The sequence below is a fragment of the Streptomyces sp. SAS_272 genome, assembly GCF_052543235.1.
The window spans coordinates 15,756-35,046 of record NZ_JBMNDR010000051.1 but is presented as its reverse complement, the minus strand read 5'-3'; the positions used below and the strand labels follow the sequence as shown (position 1 = coordinate 35,046).

Below are 19,291 nucleotides of genomic sequence, written 5' to 3'. Positions count from 1 at the left end.
TCGTCTTTACTCCGCTCGCACCGCGACCCGCCGTGCGAGCAGGTACATCTCGCATCCGAGGCAGTACCCGAAAGCGGCATTGAGGAACGCGGCCGCCAGAGCCGCGCCGGTCGCGGCGAGACCGAGCCAGTGCGGCCCCAGGGCGAATCCGACCAGGCCGACGCAGGCGAACCCGAGTCCCACCGCCTGGGCGAACCGCGGAGGTTGCGGCGCCTCGAACTCCGTGGGCGGCCCGATCCGGGGACGAACCGCCGTGCGGAACACCCAGCCGTAGGGCGAACGCCCCGGCCCGCCGGCAGCGCCGAGCGCGAACGAAAGCGTCTGCCAGGCCAGCAGCCAGGCGTTCCCGGTGATCAGAACGACCGCGAGCACTACGGTCGTCACGGCGGCCCCGAAGCGCGGGCCCCTCGCGTCGATGTCCATGAATCAAGCATTCCGCAACGGCAACGATTCCTGGGCTCGGGAATCTTTGCAGTCTCGTGAACGCTGGAGCGGCAGATGACCGGACTGGTGGTGTGTGTGGCGGTGCTCGCGGCGGCGAGCGCCTTCGGAGTGCTGCATCGGCGGCGGAGTGGGCGGGTACGGGTGCGCGGGCGCGACGACGGCAGACGGATCGGAGCGGACCGCCTCGGCGCGGAGCTCGGCGAACGCGCCACGCTCGTACAGTTCTCCAGCGCGTTCTGCGCGCCCTGCCGGGCCACCCGCCGGATCCTGGGCGAGGTGGCGGCAGTGGTCCCGGGGGTGGCCCACGTCGAGATCGACGCCGAGGCGCACCTCGACCTCGTGCGCGAGCTCGACATCCTCAAGACGCCGACGGTCCTGGTGCTCGACGCCGACGGCCGGATCGTCCGGCGCGCCGTCGGTCAGCCCCGCAAGGCCGACGTCGTCGCGGCGCTGGGAGAAGCGGTGTGACCGTTTCATGGGGGACGGTGAGGCATCTCCCAGATGCCGGGACGCACTTGACTGCGGCGGCCGCCCCTCGTCAGCCTGGCCCCATGCCTGAGGAACTCCTTCTCCACGGACGGGCCCACGTCGACCTGGGCCGTACCGCGAGCGCGTGTCCGGCCCGTTGAGCATCCACGGACCCCGACATCCCTCCCCGCAGAAGGACAACTCCATGACGGCCGTGCCCGGCCTCGGCGCCCCCCAGCTCGCCTCGCCCGATCTCCTGCGCTCCGTCTTCCGGCGGCACGCGGCCGGAGTCGCCGTGATCACCGCGGCCGCGCCGAACGGTCCGGTGGGCTTCACCGCGACCTCCCTCAGCTCGGTCTCCGCCGAGCCTCCGATGCTCTCCTTCGGCATCGGCACGGGCGCCTCCAGCTGGCCGGCGGTCTCCCGCGCGCGGCATGTCGGCGTCCACATACTCGGCGAGCACCAGCAGGAGCTCGCCGCGACCTTCGCCCGCAGCGGCGCGGACCGTTTCGGCCCGCCGACCGCGTGGCACGAGGGGCCGGAGGGCGTCCCCGTCCTCGACGGCGTGCTCGCGTGGCTGGTGTGCCGCGTCGTCACGCGTGTGCCCGCCGGCGACCACCGGATCGTGCTGGCCGAGGTGGTGCTGGGAGATCCGGAAGGGGCGGGCCGTCCGCTGCTGTACCACCAGGGGCGGTTCACGGCGCTGCGGGATTGATCACGGCCGTGGTCCCCTGCGGGCTCGTCGGGTTCCGGTTACGCTGCGTTGCGAAGGTCACAGTTCAAAGCGCTTGCTTAGCGGGAACGAACTGGGTGTACTGACGAGTAATATTTCGGTCGGGAGCGCAGGCCGCCCCAACCGGGATCGGCCGCTTGTGACGCCTATGCTGCCTGGAAGAAGGCAGCCGTAACTGACGATGCAGTAGGAGAGCCGGCGTGAGCTTGAGGATCGTTGTCACTGTGAAGTACGTGCCCGACGCCACTGGCGACCGGCACTTCGCCGATGACCTGACCGTCGACCGGGACGACGTGGACGGTCTGCTCTCCGAGCTCGACGAGTACGCGGTCGAGCAGGCGCTGCAGATCTCCGAGAACTCCGACGACGACGTGGAGATCACGGTCCTGACGGTGGGCCCGGAGGACGCCAAGGACGCGCTGCGCAAGGCGCTGTCGATGGGCGCCGACAAGGCGATCCACGTCGAGGACGACGACCTGCACGGCACCGACGTCATCGGCACCTCCCTGGTGCTGGCCAAGGCGATCGAGAAGGCCGGCTACGACCTGGTGATCTCCGGTCTGGCCTCCACCGACGGCACCATGGGCGTCGTCCCGGCCCTGCTGGCCGAGCGCCTGGGCGTCCCGCAGGTCACCCTGCTCTCCGAGGTCTCGGTCGAGGACGGCACCGTCAAGGGCCGCCGCGACGGCGACGCCGCCTCCGAGCAGCTCGAGGCGTCCCTGCCGGCGGTCGTGTCGGTCACCGACCAGTCGGGTGAAGCGCGTTACCCGTCCTTCAAGGGCATCATGGCGGCGAAGAAGAAGCCGGTTCAGTCCTGGGACCTGTCGGACCTGGACCTGGAGGCCGAGGAAGTCGGTCTCGAAGGCGCGTGGACCGCGGTCGAGTCCGCGACCCAGCGCCCCGCCCGCACCGCGGGCACGATCGTCAAGGACGAGGGCGAGGGCGGCAAGCAGCTCGCCGAGTTCCTCGCGGGCCAGAAGTTCATCTAAAGGCCCCTTGCCGACCGCCCCTCAACTTCGTTTCGCAGGAGAGCAAATCCCATGGCTGAAGTCCTCGTCTACGTCGACCACGTGGACGGCGCCGTCCGCAAGCCCACCCTGGAGCTGCTGACGCTGGCCCGCCGCATCGGCGAGCCCGTCGCCGTCGCGCTGGGCGCCGGTGCCGAGAACACCGCCGCCGCGCTGGCAGAGCACGGCGCCGCCCGGGTCCTCACCCACGACGCCGCCGAGTACGCCGACTACCTCGTGGTGCCGAAGGTGGACGCGCTGCAGGCCGCCGTCGCCGCCGTCTCCCCGGCTGCCGTCCTCGTCCCGTCCTCCGCCGAGGGCAAGGAGATCGCCGCCCGTCTGGCGCTGCGCATCGGCTCCGGCATCATCACCGACGCCGTCGACCTCGAGGCCGGCGACGAGGGCCCGGTGGCCACCCAGTCGGTGTTCGCCGCGTCCTTCTCGACCAAGTCCCGCGTCTCCAAGGGCACCCCGGTCATCACCGTGAAGCCGAACTCGGCCGCGGTCGAGGCCGCTCCCGCCGCCGGCGCGGTCGAGGCCCTCGCCGTCACCTTCTCGGCGCAGGCCACCGGCACCAAGGTCACCGGCCGCACCCCGCGCGAGTCGACCGGCCGCCCGGAGCTGACCGAGGCCGCGATCGTCGTCTCCGGCGGCCGCGGCGTCAACGGCGCGGAGAACTTCGGACTCATCGAAGCCCTCGCCGACTCGCTCGGCGCGGCCGTCGGCGCCTCCCGCGCCGCGGTGGACGCCGGCTGGTACCCGCACACCAACCAGGTCGGCCAGACCGGCAAGTCGGTCTCGCCGCAGCTCTACATCGCCAACGGCATCTCCGGCGCGATCCAGCACCGCGCCGGCATGCAGACCTCGAAGACCATCGTCGCCGTCAACAAGGACGCCGAGGCCCCGATCTTCGACCTCGTCGACTACGGCGTCGTCGGCGACCTGTTCGACGTCGTCCCGCAGCTCACCGAGGAGATCAAGACCCGCAAGGGCTGATCGCCGCGCGGTCGCAGAACCGCACCAGGCCCCCGTGACCTCCCGGTCGCGGGGGCCTCGCTCATCCCAGAGTCAGCGAGGCCTGCACCGGCAGATGGTCGCTCGGGTACTGCCCGTTCTCGCTGAAGGTGTCGGTCCACTCCCGCTGGACCCGGACGCCGGGCGTCGCGAGGATCCAGTCGATCCGGCTGCCGTTCGGGGTCAGCGCCTTGTACCCGTGGTACGTGGCGTACGCGTCGCCCCGCGTGCGGGCCGTGTCCCAGGTGTCCACCAGCCCGGCGGCGAGCAGCCTGTCGTACACCGGGTTCTCGTGCGCGACGGTGTTGAAGTCGCCGGTCAGCAGCAACGGCAGCGAGGGGTCGAACCGGGAGATCCGCGCGGCGATGAGCGCGGCGGAACGTTCGCGCGCGTACTGGCTCGCGTTGTCGAGATGGGTGTTGAGCACGCAGAACTGCCGTCCCGAGGCCAGCAGATCGCGGAAGCGGACCCAGGTGACCATGCGGGGATGGCCGCCGCCCCAGGTGTTGGAGCCGCGCTCCCGCGGAGTGTCGGAGAGCCAGAAGTGCTCGTACTCGGCAGGGGCGAGCCGGCGCCTGTCGTAGAAGACGGCCACCGCCTCGTCGGCGCCCACGCCCCTGCTGGTCCCGATCCAGGCGTAGTGCGGTCCGAGGTCGGCCTCGATGTCCCGCAGCTGCTCCGGGCGGCCCTCCTGGGTGCCGATGACGTGCGGGGCCGCCCGGTGCAGCAACGCCCGCATCACGGGGCGGCGGACCGCCCAGCTGTGCGGCTTCTCGGCGGAGGCGAAGCGGAGGTTGAACGTCATCACCTCGAGGGGCGGGAAGGGCACGGGCCGCAGCAGCTCGCGCGACCGGCTCTCCTGCCGGGCGGCGGACGCCCCCGCCGTGCCGATCAGGGGGACGGCGGCCAGGGCCGCCGCCATGGTCCTCAGTCCCGTCCGCCGGGTGGGCCTGCCGCTCCTCGCCATGCGTCCCCCTCGTCTCCGTTCCCGCGCGCCCTGTGAGACAGGATGAAGGGGTGAACTGTTGTACGGAAGAGGGCGTGGGTACGGCGAGAGGTGGGCGCGACCACGCCGTGGACAGGGTGTTGACCCGCCGGAAGACGCCCCGATAGCTTCATTCTACGGATTGTTGATTCCGTACAGCGGAAAACCGGAGGTTGTGGAATGGGCCAGGGCCAGCAGGAGACGGTGGCGACGAGCCTCGCGGGCGCCGTCAGCGAGAAGATCGGCGCGTCCCTGGCCCCGGTCGACGCCGAACTCGACCGCCGCTATCCCGGCGACCCCGGCACCCGCCAGCCCGTCCACACCGTCTACGTTCCCGGCGACGTCTTCGACGCCGACACGATCCGCTCCTGGGGCGACCGGGCCCTCGCGGCCCTCGACGCGCACGCACCCGACGCGGAGTCCTTCGCCGCCTGTCTCGGCCTGTCCGACGAACTCGCCGAGCCCGTGTACGCGCGCGTGCGGGCCAAGCTGGAGCGCGAGCCCGTCGAAGACCTGAGGGTCGACTTCGAGGACGGCTACGGACCCCGTCCGGACGCGGAGGAGGACGAGGCGGCCGCAAGGGCGGCCCGGCTGATCGCGCGGGCGTACGCCGAGGGAACCTCCGCCCCCTACATGGGCATCCGCATGAAGTGCATGGAGGCCGCCGTGCGCGACCGGGGCATCCGCACCCTCGACGTCTTCCTGACCGGCCTGACGGACGCCGGCGGCCTGCCCGACGGACTGGTCCTCACTCTGCCGAAGGTGACGTACCCGGAACAGGTCACCGCCATGGTCCGGCTGCTGGAGGCCTTCGAGGAGGCGCGCGGCCTGACCCCCGGCCGGCTCGGCTTCGAGATCCAGATCGAGACCAGCCAGTCCATCCTCGCCGCCGACGGCACCGCCGCGGTCGCCCGCATGATCCAGGCGGCCGAGGGCCGGGCCACCGGCCTGCACTACGGCACCTTCGACTACAGCGCCTGCCTCGGCGTCTCCGCCGCCCACCAGGCGAGCGACCACCCCGCCGCCGACCACGCCAAGGCGGTCATGCAGGTCGCGGCCGCGGGCACCGGCGTCCGCGTCTCGGACGGCTCCACGAACGTCCTGCCGGTCGGCCCGACCGCACAGGTCCACGACGCCTGGAGGCTGCACTACGGCCTCACCCGTCGCGCCCTGGCCCGCGCCTACTACCAGGGCTGGGACATGCACCCCGGCCACCTGCCCACCCGGTACGCGGCCGTGTTCGCCTTCTATCGCGAGGGCTTCGTCCAGGCGGCCGAGCGGCTGTCCCGGTACGCAGGCCGGGCCGGCGGGGACGTGATGGACGAGCCGGCGACCGCCAAGGCCCTCAGCGGCTATCTGCTGCGCGGTCTGGACTGCGGCGCGCTCGACCCGGCAGAGGTGAACGAGGCGAGCGGGCTGACCCGGCAGGCGCTGGAGGGCTTCGCAGCGCCCCGGCGGGGCGACCTGACGGCGTCTGCGCAGTAGGACGTCGGCCGCCCGGCGCACCCGCGCTCGGACGGGGCCCGGCCGGGCGGGGACGCGCCCCGTCCGGCCGGCCCCGCCCGCCTCAAACGCGGCTACTGCGCGGGAAAGGTGTACGGGGTCGTGATGATCTCCATCCCGTGCCCCGCGGGATCCATGAAGTACACGCCCCGGCCGCCGTGGTGACGGTTGATCTCACCGGGCTGTCTGCCGTGCGGATCGGCGAAGTACGCGATCCCGGCCCGCTCGATCCGGGCGAAGGCGGCGTCGAACTCCTCGTCGGAGACGAGGAACGCGTAGTGCTGCATGACGATCGACTCCGCCGGGATCGCGGCGAAGTCCAGGGTGACCCCGTTGCTGGTGGCCACCGGGACGAACGGGCCCCACTCGGCCCCGACTTCGAGTCCCAGGATGTGGGCCAGGAACTCGGCGGACTCCCGGTTGTCACGGGAATGGACGATGGTGTGGTTCAACTCGACTGACATGTGTGAATGCCTCCGTAAGGCAAACTCACGGACGCCTCCATGCCTCACCCGGCCGGTGACCGACACGCGACGCCGTTCGATCACCCTAACGGACGCGCAGATGTTCCAGGCCGGACGCGGTCACTCTCTTCTCCCGTGCGAACAGGCGCGTGCCCTGCTCGCAACGCCGTGCGTCGGCCCGGGCCCGGGCACAGAACTCCTCCGGCGTGGTGCCGAAAAGCCGCCGCAACTCCGCTGACTCTGCCAGGAGTTCGGTGATCAGGGCGCGTTGTCCGGGATGGCTGCGCGGCACGCCGGAGCCATCGTGCAGCACTCCATGATGATTCACGTAGGCGAACGCGTCGAGGAGCGCCTCGCCGTCCTCCAGCTCGACCCGGAACCCGGGCGCCGGCAGCAGGACCCGGTCGTAGTTCGGCTCGGTGGCGTCGAGGACGTCGAGCTGCCCCGCGTCCAGCCAGATGACGAACAGCTCCCGGGTGACGGCGGGGGCGTGGACGGGAGACGCCGACACGTATCCGGCCCGGCTGATGTGCGCCGACACCCCCACCTCCACGCCCGTGACCCGCGCCCTCGTCATCGGGACGGCCGCGGAGACGTCGAACGCGGCCAGCTTGTGCCGCAGTTGGGCGGGGCTGGCATTGGAGCCGACGGCCACCACCGGGGTCCGGCCCGGATGCGTCAGCCGGTCCAGCGGCAGCCACTCGTCGCCGTCGAGCAGGCCGGACCCGGCCGGCCACACCCCCGGATAGCTCAGGGGGCGGTCGCGCGGCGCCTCGGCCAGCCCCAGCGCCTCCAGGGTGCGGCGCGCGCCGCGGGCGTCCACGATCGCCTCAGTCCGCCGGCGGCAGCTCGCCCGAGCCGCGCGTGACGAGCCGGGTGGGCAGTTCGATCCGCTCGGGCACGAGCAGGGTGCCGTCCAGCTGCCGGAACAGGCGTTCCGCGGCGGTACGGCCGAGCGTGGCCGCGTCCTGGGCGACCACGGTGACACCGGGCTGCAGCAGGTCGGCGAGCTCCAGGTCGTCGAAGGCCACCAGCGCGGTTCTGCGGGGCTGTTCGGCGAGCACGCGGATCACGGTGACCGTCACCCGGTTGTTGCCCGAGAAGATCGCCGTCACCGGCGCGGGCCCGGCCAGCATCCCCTCGGCCGCCCGCCGCACCCGCGCCGGATCGGTCGCCCCCAGGGACATCCAGGCGTCCTCGACCGGTATCCCGGCGTCCTCCATCGCGGCGCGGTAGCCGCGCAGACGCTCGGCGGCGGTGTGGATGCGCGGCATGTCGCCGATGAAGCCGATCCGGCGGTGTCCGTGCGCCAGCAGATGGGCGACGCCCTCCCGGGCTCCGCCGAAGTTGTCCGACAGGACGCAGTCGGCGTCGATCTGCCCGGCGGGCCGGTCGACGAACACCGTGGCCACCCCGGCCTTGATCTCGGGCTCCAGGTAGCGGTGGTCGCTCCCGGCCGGGATGACCACCAGTCCGTCCACCCGCCGCGCACACAGTGCGAGCGCCAGTTCCTGCTCGCGGTCCGGGTCCTCGGCGCTGGAGCCGTTGATGAGCAGCGCCCCGTGCGCCCGGGCCACCTCCTCCACCGCGCGGCTGAGCTGTCCGTAGAACGGGTCGGCGAGGTCCTCCAGGACCAGCCCGATACTGGCCGTGCGGCCCTTGCGCAGCACCCGCGCGCTGTCGTTGCGCCGGAAGCCGAGCGCGTCGATGGCCTCTCGGACACGCCGTTCCGTCTCGGGCGTGACTCCCGGCTCGTCGTTCACCACGCGCGACACGGTCTTGAGGCCGACCCCGGCCCGAGCTGCCACGTCCTTCATGGTGGGACGGTTGCCGTAACGATTCTCGGGCCGGCGCTGCGTTTCGGGCACGATGCTGTGTCCTGTCCTGTCGTCCACGGGGGCGGTCACGCACACATTCCACAGAATGTTGCGCACGGGGGTGCGTGGCCCCTGGGTTTGTATGAGGATGTGGCGTCGAGCATAGAGCCTGGACAACGTTGTCAGCTGCGGGGGACACTGTCCGTCGCAAACTCCGGCCCGCGTCCCCCAAACCGCTGGACCGGCAGCTCTTTTCCATGGTGACGGGGAGAACCCAGACTGATGCAGACCGACCTCGTGGCCGCGCTGGACATCGGCGGCACCAAGATCGCCGGAGCGCTGGTGGACGGCGACGGAACGATCCTGGCCCGCTCCCAGCGCCCCACGCCGGCGCAGGAGAACGGCGACACCGTGATGCGGGCCGTCGAGCAGGTGCTGGGTGAGCTGACCGCGTCCCCCCGGTGGGAGCGCGTCCACGGGGTGGGCATCGGCAGCGCCGGTCCGGTCGACGCCTCCGCGGGCACGGTCAGCCCGGTGAACGTGCCGGGCTGGCGGGACTACCCGCTGGTCGAGCGGGTCCGGGCGGCGACCGGAGGGCTGCCGGTCGAGCTGATCGGCGACGGTGTCGCGATCACGGCGGCGGAGCACTGGCAGGGCGCCGCGCGCGGCCACGACAACGCGCTGTGCATGGTGGTCTCCACCGGCGTCGGCGGCGGCCTGGTCCTCGGCGGCCGACTGCACCCGGGGCCCACCGGCAACGCGGGACACATCGGCCACATCAGCGTCGAACTCGACGGCGACGCGTGCCCGTGCGGAGCGCGCGGCTGTGTGGAACGCATCGCCAGCGGCCCCAACATCGCCCGACGCGCGCTGGAGAACGGCTGGCTGCCCGGCCCCGACGGCGACGTCTCCGCGGCCTCGGTGGCCGCCGCCGCCCGCGCGGGCGATCCGGTCGCCGTGGCCTCCTTCGAACGGGCCGCCCAGGCCCTGGCCGCCGGCATCGCGGCCACCGCGACCCTCGTCGAGATCGACATCGCGGTGATCGGCGGCGGCGTCGGCAAGGCGGGGGAGGTGCTCTTCGCCCCGTTGCGCCGGGCCCTGCGTGCGTACGCCACCCTCTCCTTCGTCCGGCGGCTGACGGTGACGCCCGCGCAGATGGGCACCGACGCGGGACTGGTGGGAGCGGCGGCGGCCGCCCTGGCGGCGACCGGAGCGGGGGCCGGCACTACGGCGGCGGCGGTCTGACGGCACGAAGAAGGAACGTTCCGGCGCACGGTCCCTGCGTCTGCCGGCACTACCGCTGGTGCCGGTGCCGGTGCCGGTGCCGGTGCCGGTGCCGGTGGTGTGGGTCCGTGCCGTTGGCACGGGGCCCCTGCCGTCCTTCTGCCGCGGTTCGCCGGTCCCCCCGGCGGGGCGGGCCTCAGCCCACGCCCACCTCTGCCGCGACGAGCGGGTCCCAGCCGCTCCGGGCGGGGATGTCCTCGCGCGCCGCACGCCAGGCGGCCGGCACGCCGGCGGTGCCGACGCGGGCCGCGACGACTCCTCCCACGATGGCGCAGGTGGTGTCGCGGTCACCCCATCCGCCCACCGTCTCCCACAGGGCCTCGGGCAGGTCGTCCAGATGGCCCGCGGCGCACCAGAGAGCGAACGGCACGGTGTCCGGAGCGGAGATCAGCCGCCCCGAACCCAGCACGGACGCCGCGTGGCGCACCGAGGTGTGCCCGGGCAGGCCGGCGGCCACCAGCAGCCCGGAGCGGACGTCGCCGACCGTCAGATGACCGGCCACCTCCCGCAGGAACTCGGCGCGCGGCGGAACGTCCCGACCCTCGAGGCCGGCGGCGAGCGCGGCGGCGACCGCCACGGCCACCGCGCCGGCCACCGCCTCCGGATGGGCGTGGGTCGCGATCGCGGACAGCCGGGCCTGCTCGCGGGCCGTGCCCGGGTCGTCCCGGAACCAGGCGCCGAGCGGGGCCACCCGCATGGCGGCGCCGTTGCCGTGCGAACCCTGCCCGCCGAACTGGCCGGTGGTCACCGCGCGCCAGTCCTCGCCCTCGGCGACGCGCCGCAGCACACCGTGCATGGACGGTCCGTACTTACGGCCCGGGTCACGGCCGTACTCGGCGGCGAACCCGCTCGCCAGGTCGGCCGGCCGGACCTCTCCATGGGCCGTCAGGTGGGCGAACAGCACGAAGGCCATCGCCGAGTCGTCCGTCCACAGCCAGGGTGCGGGACGCGGCTCGCGAGCCGCCCACAACTCCTCCGCGGGCTCGTCGGAGCGGGTGAACCAGGCGTCGCCGAACGCGTCTCCCGTCACGAGCCCGTCCAGGCTGGCGTGGGCGTGGGGCGGACCACTCATGACATGACTCCTCGGTGATGTCGGCGACCACGGCATTCTCGCCGCCGGCCGGTGGGTCGCGCGAACGGATTGCCGGACCGGGCGTGACTCCGGGCCCGCTCGCGCAGTTGATCCGCGCATGAAGAAGCGCAGCATGCTCGCCATCGCCTCCCTCGCCACCGGCTTCGTCGTCGCGGCGATCAGCCCTTCGCACGGCCTGGCCGCCGACGACCTCGACGGACTGAACGTCGGAGACACGCTCAGCACGCTCGACCACACCGTCTCCAGCGACAGCTTCGCCGTGGACGACAACGCCCTCGGCCAGGCCGACTGACGGACCGCCCCCGAGGCCACGACGCCGGCGCCCCACCGCGAGGGGCGCCGGCGTCGGCGCGTTCGCGCGCTCTCAACGCGAACTGGTTTCCGTGGCAGGGTGGAGCGGGCAAGCCACAGGGGGCCAACAGAAGAGGGGGAACCGTGACCGTCGTCTGGATCAACGGCGCGTTCGGTGCGGGAAAGACGACCACCGCACGGGAACTGATCGACCTGATCCCGAACAGCACGCTCTTCGACCCTGAGGTCGTCGGCGCGGCGCTCCCGCACCTGCTGCCGCCCAAGCGCCTCGCCGAGGTCGGCGACTGTCAGGACCTGCCGGTCTGGCGACGACTCGTGATCGACACGGCGGCCGCGCTCCTCGCCGACCTGGGCGGCACCCTCGTCGTCCCCATGACGTTGCTGCGGCAGGAGTACCGCGACGAGATCTTCGGCGGTCTCGCGGCCCGCCGCATCGCCGTCCGACATGTGCTCCTCGCTCCGGCGGAAACGATCCTGCGCGAGCGCATAGCCGGCCGGGAGATCCCGGTGGACCTCCCCGACGGCGAGATACGGGTCCGGCAGTGGTCGTACGACCACATCGAGCCCTACCGAGCCGCCCTCGCCTCCTGGCTCACCGCCGACGCCCACCTCGTGGACAACGGCGCTCTCACCCCGCACGAGACCGCCGTCCGGATCGCCGAGGCCGTCGGCAGCGGCGCGGCGTCCGCGTGCGACATCGTGCAGACCCCCGAGCCCACCGCCGAGACGCTGGCCGCCGGGGTCCTCCTCTTCGACGATCAGGACCGGGTGCTGCTCGTCGACCCGACCTACAAGCCCGGCTGGGAGTTCCCCGGCGGCGTGGTGGAACCCGGCGAGGCGCCCGCGCGCGCGGGCATCCGCGAGGTCGAGGAGGAGACCGGGCTCCGCCTGACGGACGTGCCCCGGCTCCTCGTCGTCGACTGGGAGCGGCCCGCGCCGCCCCGCTACGGCGGCCTGCGCCTCCTCTTCGACGGCGGCCGGCTCGACGCCGCCGCGGTCGAAGGGCTGTTGCTGCCCGGCCCCGAGCTGCGGGCCTGGCGCTTCGTGACGGAGGAGGAGGCGGCCGACCTGCTGCCGCCGGTCCGCTACGAGCGGCTGCGCTGGGCGCTGCGGGCCCGTGAGCGCGGGGCCGCGCTCTACCTCGAAGCCGGTGTCCCTCAGGGGTGAGCGCGGCGGTCGGGCAACGAAGCGCCGCACGCCCTACGCCCGGAACGGTCTCCCGGTTCCCCGTCCGGAACGGTCTCCCGGTTCCCCGTCCGGAACGACCTTCAGGCTCTCCCTCCGGAACGGTCTTTGGGCTCTCCGTCCGGAGGGGCCTTCAAGCCCTCCGCCCGCAACGACCTTCCCGCCAGCTCTCTGCTCGAGGTGGGTGGGGCGTCCCGGCGTGATGCCCTACGGGCCGTAGCCCTTGGGCGCCGACCCGCAACCGTCCGCCCGGCCGGCCTGCCGTTGCGCGGGTTTGCGCAAGACAGATCGCGCGCGCCTCTCGCGTCCCCGTGGGTGTGCGTCCCGGCGCGGCTCAGCCCGCCGCGTATTGGCGCAGGAACAGGGCCTCCGCCACCGACAGCCGCTCCAGCTCCTGCGGGGACACGCTCTCGTCGACCGCGTGGATCTGCGCCTCGGGCTCGCTCAGACCGATGAGCAGGATCTCCGCCCGCGGATAGAGACCCGCGAGGGTGTTGCACAGGGGAATGGAGCCGCCCTGGCCCGCGTACTGCATCTCCTGGCCCGGGTAGGCGACGGTCATCGCCTCGGCCATCGCCGCGTACGCCGGGCTGGTGGTGTCGGCGCTGAACGCCTGGCCCTGGCCGATCTGCTCGGTGCTCACCCGCGCGCCCCACGGGGTGTGCGCCTCCAGGTGGGCCTGGAGCAGCTTCGTGGCCTCGGCGGCGTCCACGCCCGGCGGCACGCGCAGGCTGATCAGCGCGCGGGCGCTCGCCTGTACGGACGGGGTGGCCCCGACGACCGGCGGGCAGTCGATGCCGAGGACCGTCACGGCGGGACGGGCCCAGATGCGGTCGGCGACCGTGCCGGAACCGATCAGGTCGACGCCGTCCAGCACCTTGGCGTCCTGGCGGAACTGCGCCTCGTCGTACTGCAGGCCTTCCCACCGCGAGTCGTCGGTGAGGCCGTCGACCGTGGTCGAGCCGTCCTCGGCGCGCAACGAGTCCAGGACGCGGATCAGCGCGCCCAGCGCGTCGGGGGCCGCGCCGCCGAACTGGCCGGAGTGCAGATTGCCCTCGAGGGTGTCGACCCGCACCCGCAGCATGGTCATGCCGCGCAGGGTGGACGTGACCGTCGGCAGGCCGACGCGGAAGTTGCCCGCGTCGCCGATCACGATCGCGTCGGCCGTCAGCAGGTCGGGGTGCTCCTCCGCGTACCGCTCCAGGCCGCCGGTGCCCTGCTCCTCGGAGCCCTCGACGATCACCTTGACGGTGACCGGCACGCCGCCGTTCGCCTTCAGGGCGCGCAGTGCGAGCAGGTGCATGATCACGCCGCCCTTGCAGTCGGCGCTGCCTCGGCCGTACCAGCGGCCGTCCCGCTCGGTCAGCTCGAAGGGCGGGCTGGTCCAGGCGGCCTCGTCCAGCGGCGGCTGCACGTCGTAGTGGGCGTAGAGCAGAACGGTCCTGGCGCCGGCCGGGCCGGGCAGGCAGCCGTAGACCGACTGGGTGCCGTCGGGAGTGTCGAGGACGGCCACGTCCTCGAAGCCCTCCGCCCGCAGGGCCGCCGAGATCCAGGCGACGGCGGCCTCGCTCTCGCTCCGCGGGAACTGGTCGAAGTCCGCCACCGACGCGAAGGACACCAGTTCGGTGAGCTCCGCCCGCGCCCTGGGCATCAGCGAGGCGACGGTTTCGGCGACCGGATTCGACGACATGGGCACGCTCCTTGTGGGTGCGACGTTGTACAGGGTGGCACTGGTCCGTTCGAGGGACCGTGCGAGCGTACGCGTCTGCCGGGTAGGGGCGCGCACGCCGCCGATCCTGCCACAGCGGACCGTCATCGGACCGTGACGATCTCCGCCGTAGGATGCGGGGAGACAGGTGCGGCAAGCGGCTTGATCGGGAGCAGTAGACCATCGTGAGCAGCCAGAACTCTTCGGCGGACGACGAGAACTCTTCGGCGGACGACGCCCGGCAGGTGTGGGACGTCGTAGTCGTGGGCGCGGGACCCGCGGGGGCCTCGGCCGCCTACGCGGCCGCGGTCACGGGACGGCGCGTGCTGTTGCTGGAGAAGGCGGAACTGCCCCGCTACAAGACGTGCGGCGGCGGCATCATCGGCCCCTCCCGGGACGCGCTGCCGCCCGGGTTCGAGTTGCCCTTCCGCGACCGCGTGCACGCGGTGACGTTCTCGAACAACGGACGCTTCACCCGGACGCGCCGGTCCCGGCAGATGCTGTTCGGGCTGATCAACCGGCCCGAGTTCGACCAGCAGCTGGTCGAACACGCCCAGAAGGCGGGCGCCGAGCTGCGTACCGGCGTGACCGTGCAGCGCGTGGAGCAGCACGGCTCGGCGGTGCCGGACCGGCGCTCGGTCGCCGTCGTCCTGCAGGGCGGCGAGACGCTGCTGGCGCGCGCGGTGGTCGGGGCGGACGGCAGTGCGAGCCGGATAGGGGCACACGTCGGGGTCAAGCTCGACCAGGTGGACCTCGGCCTGGAGGCGGAGATCCCGGTGCCGGACACGGTCGCCGAGGACTGGAAGGGCCGGGTCCTCATCGACTGGGGCCCCATGCCGGGCAGCTACGGCTGGGTGTTCCCCAAGGGCGACACGCTGACCGTCGGCGTGATCTCGGCGCGCGGCGAGGGCGCGGCCACCAAGCGCTACCTGGAGGACTTCGTGGGGCGCCTCGGCCTCGCCGGGTTCGAGCCGAGCATCTCCTCCGGGCATCTGACCCGCTGCCGGGCGGACGACTCACCGCTCTCGCGCGGGCGGGTGCTGGTCTGCGGGGACGCGGCGGGGCTGCTCGAGCCGTGGACGCGCGAGGGCATCTCCTTCGCCCTGCGCTCCGGCCGGCTCGCGGGCGAGTGGGCCGTCCGGATCGCCGAGGCGCACGACGCGGTCGATGCCCGCCGCCAGGCGCTGAACTACGCCTTCGCGGTCAAGGCGGGTCTCGGTGTCGAGATGAGCGTCGGCAAGCGGATGCTCGCCGCGTTCGAGCGCCGTCCCGGGCTCTTCCACGCGGCGCTCACCGGTTTCCGTCCGGCCTGGCGGGCGTTCACCGACATCACGCGTGGCCGGACCACGCTCGGTGAACTCGTCCGTTCGCACTCGATGGCCCAGCGGGCGCTGACCGCGATGGACCGGCGGATCGCGGCCACGGCGGAGCCGGCGCCCGTGGCCGAGGAGAGCGGTTCCTGAACGCTCCCCTTCAGCGCCGGCCGGTGACGGTGATCCGGAACACCGGGTGGTCGGGGGCGATGCGGCGCAGTTCGGCCTCGGAGGAATCCGGGCCCACCCCGTTGAAGAAGACGCCGACCTCCGCCTTCCAGCGCTTGAGGTAGGCGCGCAGCAGCGGTGACTTGTCGTCGTCGGCGACCTCGGCGGCCGTGAACTCCTCCACGGCTCTGCCGAGGTGGAGCTCGCCGCCGCCCGCCGCGCGCATGTTGTGCGTCCACTGGACGTGGCCGCGCGGGGCGACGAGGTATTGCTGTCCGTCCACGGTCAGCAGGTTCACCGGTGTGGTCCGCCAGGCGCCGCTCTTGCGGCCGCGGACCGCCAGCACCCTGGACCCCCACACGCTGAGACCGCGACGGGTCAGAAAGGCCACCGCACGGTTGAAGACGTTGACGGTGAACCAGCCGGGCTTCTGCACGTGGGTCGACATGGCTGCTGCCTCCTGAGGCGGAAAGTGTGAGCACTGCTCTCGCTCGAGACGAGTGTGCCCGAGGGCGGTGCGCCATGGCAAGAGCAGTGCTCTCTTTTCTGTGCACCGCTCACGATTGTGTGCATCGATCCGGTTCCGTGGGACACTGCAGGCATGAGCAGCAACACCGTTCGAGGCGCACGGGCCCGGGCCAGGATCGAAGTCGCGGCCGCCATCAAGGAGGAGGCCCGCAGACAGCTGGCGTCCGAGGGCGCGGCCAAGCTCTCGCTGCGCGCTGTGGCCCGTGAACTCGGCATGGTCTCCTCGGCGCTCTACCGGTACTTCCCGAGCCGCGACGATCTGCTCACCGCGCTCATCATCGACGCCTACGACTCCCTCGGCGAGAGCGCGGAGGTCGCCCACACGGCCGTCGCGGGCGCCGAGCCCCTGGAGCGCTGGGTCGCGGTCGGCGAGGCGGTGCGCGCCTGGGCGCTGGCGCATCCGCACGAGTACGCGCTGATCTACGGCTCGCCGGTGCCCGGCTACAGCGCCCCGCAGAGCACCGTCCCCGCCGCCGCCCGGGTCGGCAGCCTCCTCATCGGCATCGTGCGCGACGCGCGCCGCGAGGACCGGCTGGACGTACCGCTCCTGACGGACGACCTGGTCCCCGAGGCGGTGCGGATGGCGACGGATCTCGCGCCCGACCTCCCCCCGGGGGCGGTCACCGCACTCGTCGCGGCCTGGGCCCAGCTGTACGGGCTGGTCGGATTCGAGCTCTTCGGGCAGTTCCACCGAGTCGTGGAGGAACGCGAGCCCTTCTTCCGGTACGCGGTGACCCGCCTGGCCCGCGAGGTGGGCCTGCGCTAAGACGCACCCCGCCGACCGGGCCGCCCCGTCCGACTCCGGTGACTTCGGTGGCCTCGACGACCCGGCCTGTTCCGCGGACGCCCGGGCGCTTCGGCGCCGTCCGACTCGCCGCGGTGCGTGTGCCGCCCGCCGGGCCCTCGCTCCCGCCGCCGCTCCTCGCCTCCCGGCGCCATCCGTCGCCCGGCCGTACTTCCGGGGGAGTACGGCCGGTCACCTCGCCCGGCGGACGTCGGGCGAGCGCGGCCGCGTCTAGCGTGGCGGGCATGGACGGAGAGCAGGTGAACGGGCGCGCCGGCCCGCAGCGGCAGGGCGGGCGCTCGCGCGTGCCGTCACCGTGGCTGCGCCGCTGCAGGGGACGTTGGAAGGGTCGCTGGGCGGGACGGCCGGACGGCCGGGACGACACGGAGTCCGGCCGTGTCCGCCTGCCGTGGCCTTCGACTGCGCTGATCACCGTGGTCGTGCTCGCGGGCTCGACCTTCGCGGCCCACGCACAGGAAGGCGAGCGGGCCTCCCTCGACGTCTTCGCGCGCGTGCTGCTGGTGGTCGCCTCGGGCCTCCTGCTGTGGCGCCTGAGGCACCCCGTCGTCGTGGTGTTCGGCACCGCGGTGGTCGCCGCGCTCTATCTCGGCGCGGGCTACCCCTACGGTCCGGTGTTCCTGACCGTGGCGGTGGCCTGCTTCGCCGCCGTCGTCCGCGGACACCGCCGGGCCGCCTGGACGGCCCTGGGCCTGCTGTGGGCCGTGCATCTGCTGGTCTCGCACTGGTGGTACCGGTGGCTGCCGCCCGCCGGCGACGATCCGGCGCCCTTCGGGCAGGAGCTCGTCGTCGCCGGATGGGCCCTGGCCGTCGTGGCGCTCGCGGAGCTGGTCCGGAGCCGGCGCGAGCAGTGGGCCCGTGACCGTGCCGAACGCGCCCAGGCGGCTCGGCGGCGCGCCGGGGAGGAGCGGCTGCGCATCGCGCGTGAACTGCACGACGTCCTCGCGCACAGCCTCTCGGTGATCAACGTGCAGGCAGGCGTGGGCCTGGCGCTCCTGGACTCCGACCCCGAGCAGGCGCGCACCGCGCTCGGCGCCATCAAGTCCGCCAGCAAGGAGGCGCTGGGGGAGGTGCGCCAGGTGCTGGACACCCTCCGCGCGCCGGGTGACGCGCCGCGAGCCCCCGCGCCCGGCCTGGACCGGCTGCCCGAACTGGTGGAACAGGCGGCGCGCGCCGGCCTCGCGGTCGACGTGAGCGGACGGCCGCCGCGACTGTCGCCGCACACGGACCTCGCGGCCTTCCGCATCGTCCAGGAGGCCCTGACCAACGTCGTACGCCACTCCGGCTCGCGTCACGCGCGCGTGCGGCTCGACGCGAGCGGCACGACGCTACGGCTGCGGATCGACGACGACGGCCCGGCGACCGGCGCCGACGCGGGCGGCAGCGGCAACGGTCTCGCCGGAATGCGGGAGCGGGCCGCGGCGCTGGGTGGCACGATCGAGGCGGGGCCGCGGCCCGAGGGAGGTTTCCGGGTGCTGGCCGTGCTGCCCACGACGTCCGGGAAGGACCAGGGAGCGAGGGAGGACCGGTGATCCGCGTACTGCTCGCCGACGACCAGTCGCTGGTCCGGGCGGGATTCCGGGCGTTGCTCGACGCGCAGCCCGACATCGAGGTGGCCGGGGAGGCCGCGGACGGGCAGGAGGCCGTGCGCGCCGTGCGTCAACTGCGGCCCGACGTCGTCCTGATGGACATCAGAATGCCCCTCCTGGACGGCCTGGCCGCCACCCGCCGGATCACCGACGACGAGACCCTCGCCCAGGTCAGGGTGGTCATGCTCACCACCTTCGAACTCGACGAGTACGTGTTCGAGGCGATCCGCTCGGGTGCTTCCGGCTTTCTGGTCAAGGACACCGAGCCGGACGAACTGCTGCGGGCCGTGCGGGCGGTGGTCGCCGGAGACGCGCTGCTCTCGCCAGGAGTGACGCGCCGCCTCATCGCCGAGTTCGCCGCCCGCTCCAAGGAGCCCGCCTCGGACGACGCGCTGGCCCGGCTCACCGAGCGGGAGCGGGAGGTGATGGCGCTCGTGGGCATCGGTCTGTCCAACGAGGAGATCGCCCGCCGGCTGGTCGTCAGCCCGCTCACCGCCAAGACGCACGTCAGTCGCACGATGGTGAAGCTGGGCGTCCGGGACAGAGCCCAACTGGTCGTCCTCGCCTACGAGTCGGGGCTGGTCCGACCGGGCTGGCTGGGCTGAGCGCCCGGCCGGAAGCGGACCAGCACGGAGATCACCCGGGCCGCGAACAGCACCGGAGCGAGCACCAGGGCCGCCCGCACCAGCCAGGTCTCCGCCAGTTTGGGCAGGTCGAACAGCAGCGCCGGGCCCGCGACCGCGCCGAAGACCACCGCCGCCGCGAACGCGGCGCTGACGAGCGCGTACCCGATCTCGACGGTGATCGCATCCCGCTCGGTCTGTGTGCGCCGTCCCCCGTGACCGTCCATGGGGTGAGTGTCACAGCCGGACGC

At 73.0% G+C, this 19,291-nt stretch carries 21 protein-coding genes; 12 read left to right on the top strand and 9 right to left on the bottom strand.

Annotated elements, in window-relative coordinates; all coding sequences use genetic code 11:
* Positions 1-6: 6 nt before the first annotated feature.
* Positions 7-423 (bottom strand): DUF4395 domain-containing protein, encoded by a 417-nt coding sequence (locus tag ACN6LD_RS26255; protein WP_445044449.1) that lies wholly within the window; start codon positions 421-423, stop codon positions 7-9.
* 75 nt (positions 424-498) lie between these two features.
* On the opposite strand from ACN6LD_RS26255, the gene ACN6LD_RS26250 reads away from it, so the two are divergent.
* From ACN6LD_RS26250 to ACN6LD_RS26235, 4 genes are all read left to right on the top strand, one after another.
* Complete coding sequence (locus ACN6LD_RS26250; protein WP_445044448.1) at positions 499-912, top strand: TlpA family protein disulfide reductase; 414 nt, start codon at positions 499-501, stop codon at positions 910-912.
* Between the two features lie 205 nt (positions 913-1,117).
* Positions 1,118-1,627 (top strand): flavin reductase family protein, encoded by a 510-nt coding sequence (locus ACN6LD_RS26245; protein WP_107447523.1) that lies wholly within the window; start codon positions 1,118-1,120, stop codon positions 1,625-1,627.
* Positions 1,628-1,845: 218 nt separating this feature from the next.
* Positions 1,846-2,634, top strand: a complete 789-nt coding sequence (locus tag ACN6LD_RS26240; protein WP_319190339.1) for an electron transfer flavoprotein subunit beta/FixA family protein — start codon at positions 1,846-1,848, stop codon at positions 2,632-2,634.
* A gap of 51 nt (positions 2,635-2,685) precedes the next feature.
* Positions 2,686-3,648, top strand: a complete 963-nt coding sequence (locus ACN6LD_RS26235) for an electron transfer flavoprotein subunit alpha/FixB family protein (RefSeq protein WP_319190337.1) — start codon at positions 2,686-2,688, stop codon at positions 3,646-3,648.
* Positions 3,649-3,709: 61 nt separating this feature from the next.
* On the opposite strand, the gene ACN6LD_RS26230 is transcribed toward ACN6LD_RS26235, so the two are convergent.
* On the bottom strand, positions 3,710-4,633 hold the full coding sequence (locus ACN6LD_RS26230; protein ID WP_445044447.1) for an endonuclease/exonuclease/phosphatase family protein: 924 nt from the start codon (positions 4,631-4,633) through the stop codon (positions 3,710-3,712).
* 198 nt (positions 4,634-4,831) lie between these two features.
* Here ACN6LD_RS26230 and ACN6LD_RS26225 point away from each other — a divergent pair, with 198 nt between their 5' ends.
* Positions 4,832-6,136 carry a DUF6986 family protein gene (locus ACN6LD_RS26225; RefSeq protein WP_445044446.1) on the top strand — a complete coding sequence of 435 codons (1,305 nt, stop codon included), beginning with the start codon at positions 4,832-4,834 and terminating at the stop codon, positions 6,134-6,136.
* Between the two features lie 92 nt (positions 6,137-6,228).
* On the opposite strand, the gene ACN6LD_RS26220 is transcribed toward ACN6LD_RS26225, so the two are convergent.
* From ACN6LD_RS26220 to ACN6LD_RS26210, 3 genes are all read right to left on the bottom strand, one after another.
* The gene (locus ACN6LD_RS26220) at positions 6,229-6,618 is read right to left on the bottom strand and encodes a VOC family protein (RefSeq protein ID WP_445044445.1); all 390 of its coding nucleotides are present in this window, start codon (positions 6,616-6,618) and stop codon (positions 6,229-6,231) included.
* 85 nt (positions 6,619-6,703) lie between these two features.
* Positions 6,704-7,441 carry a hypothetical protein gene (locus tag ACN6LD_RS26215; protein WP_445044444.1) on the bottom strand — a complete coding sequence of 246 codons (738 nt, stop codon included), beginning with the start codon at positions 7,439-7,441 and terminating at the stop codon, positions 6,704-6,706.
* A 7-nt stretch (positions 7,442-7,448) separates the two neighbouring features.
* Positions 7,449-8,486: a LacI family DNA-binding transcriptional regulator gene (locus tag ACN6LD_RS26210; protein ID WP_319190327.1), complete on the bottom strand. Its 1,038-nt coding sequence runs from the start codon at positions 8,484-8,486 to the stop codon at positions 7,449-7,451.
* A 231-nt stretch (positions 8,487-8,717) separates the two neighbouring features.
* Between ACN6LD_RS26210 and ACN6LD_RS26205 the strand changes: the two genes are divergently transcribed.
* Positions 8,718-9,680, top strand: a complete 963-nt coding sequence (locus tag ACN6LD_RS26205; protein ID WP_445044443.1) for an ROK family protein — start codon at positions 8,718-8,720, stop codon at positions 9,678-9,680.
* Between the two features lie 175 nt (positions 9,681-9,855).
* Here ACN6LD_RS26205 and ACN6LD_RS26200 read toward each other — a convergent pair whose 3' ends face one another.
* On the bottom strand, positions 9,856-10,791 hold the full coding sequence (locus tag ACN6LD_RS26200) for an ADP-ribosylglycohydrolase family protein (RefSeq protein ID WP_319190323.1): 936 nt from the start codon (positions 10,789-10,791) through the stop codon (positions 9,856-9,858).
* Between the two features lie 118 nt (positions 10,792-10,909).
* On the opposite strand from ACN6LD_RS26200, the gene ACN6LD_RS26195 reads away from it, so the two are divergent.
* Both ACN6LD_RS26195 and ACN6LD_RS26190 read left to right on the top strand, forming a co-directional pair.
* Complete coding sequence (locus ACN6LD_RS26195) at positions 10,910-11,104, top strand: hypothetical protein (RefSeq protein WP_319190322.1); 195 nt, start codon at positions 10,910-10,912, stop codon at positions 11,102-11,104.
* Between the two features lie 143 nt (positions 11,105-11,247).
* Complete coding sequence (locus ACN6LD_RS26190; RefSeq protein ID WP_445044442.1) at positions 11,248-12,291, top strand: NUDIX hydrolase; 1,044 nt, start codon at positions 11,248-11,250, stop codon at positions 12,289-12,291.
* 352 nt (positions 12,292-12,643) lie between these two features.
* Here the strand turns inward: ACN6LD_RS26190 and ACN6LD_RS26185 are convergent, their stop codons facing one another.
* Positions 12,644-13,999 (bottom strand): dipeptidase, encoded by a 1,356-nt coding sequence (locus ACN6LD_RS26185; RefSeq protein ID WP_445044441.1) that lies wholly within the window; start codon positions 13,997-13,999, stop codon positions 12,644-12,646.
* Positions 14,000-14,202: 203 nt separating this feature from the next.
* Between ACN6LD_RS26185 and ACN6LD_RS26180 the strand changes: the two genes are divergently transcribed.
* Positions 14,203-15,480 (top strand): geranylgeranyl reductase family protein, encoded by a 1,278-nt coding sequence (locus ACN6LD_RS26180; protein ID WP_445044440.1) that lies wholly within the window; start codon positions 14,203-14,205, stop codon positions 15,478-15,480.
* A gap of 10 nt (positions 15,481-15,490) precedes the next feature.
* On the opposite strand, the gene ACN6LD_RS26175 is transcribed toward ACN6LD_RS26180, so the two are convergent.
* Positions 15,491-15,946, bottom strand: a complete 456-nt coding sequence (locus tag ACN6LD_RS26175; RefSeq protein ID WP_319190314.1) for a nitroreductase family deazaflavin-dependent oxidoreductase — start codon at positions 15,944-15,946, stop codon at positions 15,491-15,493.
* A gap of 153 nt (positions 15,947-16,099) precedes the next feature.
* Here ACN6LD_RS26175 and ACN6LD_RS26170 point away from each other — a divergent pair, with 153 nt between their 5' ends.
* The 3 genes from ACN6LD_RS26170 (at position 16,100) to ACN6LD_RS26160 (ending at position 19,022) form a co-directional block, all read left to right on the top strand.
* Entirely contained in the window at positions 16,100-16,792 is a 693-nt protein-coding gene (locus ACN6LD_RS26170; RefSeq protein ID WP_319190313.1) for a TetR/AcrR family transcriptional regulator, read from the top strand.
* Positions 16,793-17,055: 263 nt separating this feature from the next.
* Positions 17,056-18,360 (top strand): sensor histidine kinase, encoded by a 1,305-nt coding sequence (locus tag ACN6LD_RS26165; RefSeq protein ID WP_445044439.1) that lies wholly within the window; start codon positions 17,056-17,058, stop codon positions 18,358-18,360.
* The gene (locus ACN6LD_RS26160; protein WP_319190309.1) at positions 18,357-19,022 is read left to right on the top strand and encodes a response regulator transcription factor; all 666 of its coding nucleotides are present in this window, start codon (positions 18,357-18,359) and stop codon (positions 19,020-19,022) included. The genes ACN6LD_RS26165 and ACN6LD_RS26160 overlap by 4 nt, the downstream gene beginning before the upstream one ends.
* Here ACN6LD_RS26160 and ACN6LD_RS26155 read toward each other — a convergent pair.
* Complete coding sequence (locus tag ACN6LD_RS26155) at positions 18,983-19,267, bottom strand: DUF6332 family protein (RefSeq protein ID WP_319190307.1); 285 nt, start codon at positions 19,265-19,267, stop codon at positions 18,983-18,985. The two genes, ACN6LD_RS26160 and ACN6LD_RS26155, sit on opposite strands and share 40 nt — an antisense overlap.
* Positions 19,268-19,291 lie beyond the last annotated feature (24 nt).